This window comes from Cellulomonas biazotea (assembly GCF_004306155.1).
GTDB lineage: Bacteria > Actinomycetota > Actinomycetes > Actinomycetales > Cellulomonadaceae > Cellulomonas > Cellulomonas biazotea.
Genome location: NZ_BIMR01000383.1, coordinates 1 through 993, shown reverse-complemented (window position 1 = coordinate 993; position 993 = coordinate 1). Strand labels below are relative to the sequence as shown.

Sequence of the window (993 nt, the reverse complement as noted above, 5' to 3'; positions counted from 1 at the left end):
GCCCGTCCCGCCCCAGCTCGCGACGGCGAGCACGACGGCGTGGCGCGCAGGGCCGACGACCGCGAGGAGCGAGGCGACGCCCGACAGGACGAGGGCGGGCGGCTGGTCGCCCGCGACGGCGCTGCGCTGGTGCCGAGCGCGTGCGGCGACGGCGACGAGCGCGACCGCGATCGCGGCGGCGATGCCCACCCGCGGGACGTCGAGGCCCGCGACGTCGACGGTGCCGCCGACGAGCGCGCCGGGAAGAGCGACCAGCAGGGTGCCGGCCGCGAGCAGCTCGGCGACCCGGCCGCCACGCCGCCACCGGCGGACGGCCACGCCGGTCAGGACGAGGCCCAGGGGGACGAGGTACGGCTCGGGCGAGCGGACGTCGTCCGCACCGAGCAGCGTCCACGAGGCGAGCACCGCGAGGCCGAGCGCGACCCATCGCAGCGGTCGGCGGTCGGCGCGCAACGCGCACGCCCCGGCACCGACGGCGGCGACGACGAGCGCGAGCGCCTGCGTACCCGGTCCGTGCGCGGCGGAGGCCAGCAGGCCGACCGCCACGAGCACCGCACCCGAACCCTCGCACGCGAGAGCCCCCGGACGGCCTTGCGGGGTGGTGCGGAACGCCGCCGGGAGGGTCGACAGCAGCGCGGCGGCGACCCCGACGGCCACGACGGCGACGACGACGGCGCGCGCCTCGCCGAGTCCGGTGACGGAGTGCACGGCCCACAGGCCGCCGGCGACGACGACGGGCAGCGCCGCGGACGCCCCGGTCGCGATGTCGACGGCGACGCGCCCGGGGCCGCGCAGCGCGACCAGCCCGCATGCCGCCGCGGTGACCAGCACCAGCACGACGAACGCTCCGTGCGCACCGGGCCCCGCAGGCCAGGCCAGGCCGGCGGACCATCCGCCCACGACGGCACCGGCGCCGACGAGGAGCAGCGCGGGTCGCGTGCGCGTGCCGACCCACGGCGCGCTCCACGGCGGCGTGGCGGCGAGGCCCGTCCC

1 protein-coding gene is annotated in these 993 nt (G+C 80.1%); it reads right to left on the bottom strand.

What is annotated here, in order from left to right:
- A partial coding sequence (locus tag CBZ_RS21180; protein WP_373862204.1) for a hypothetical protein occupies nt 1-993 on the bottom strand: 993 nt, incomplete at both ends.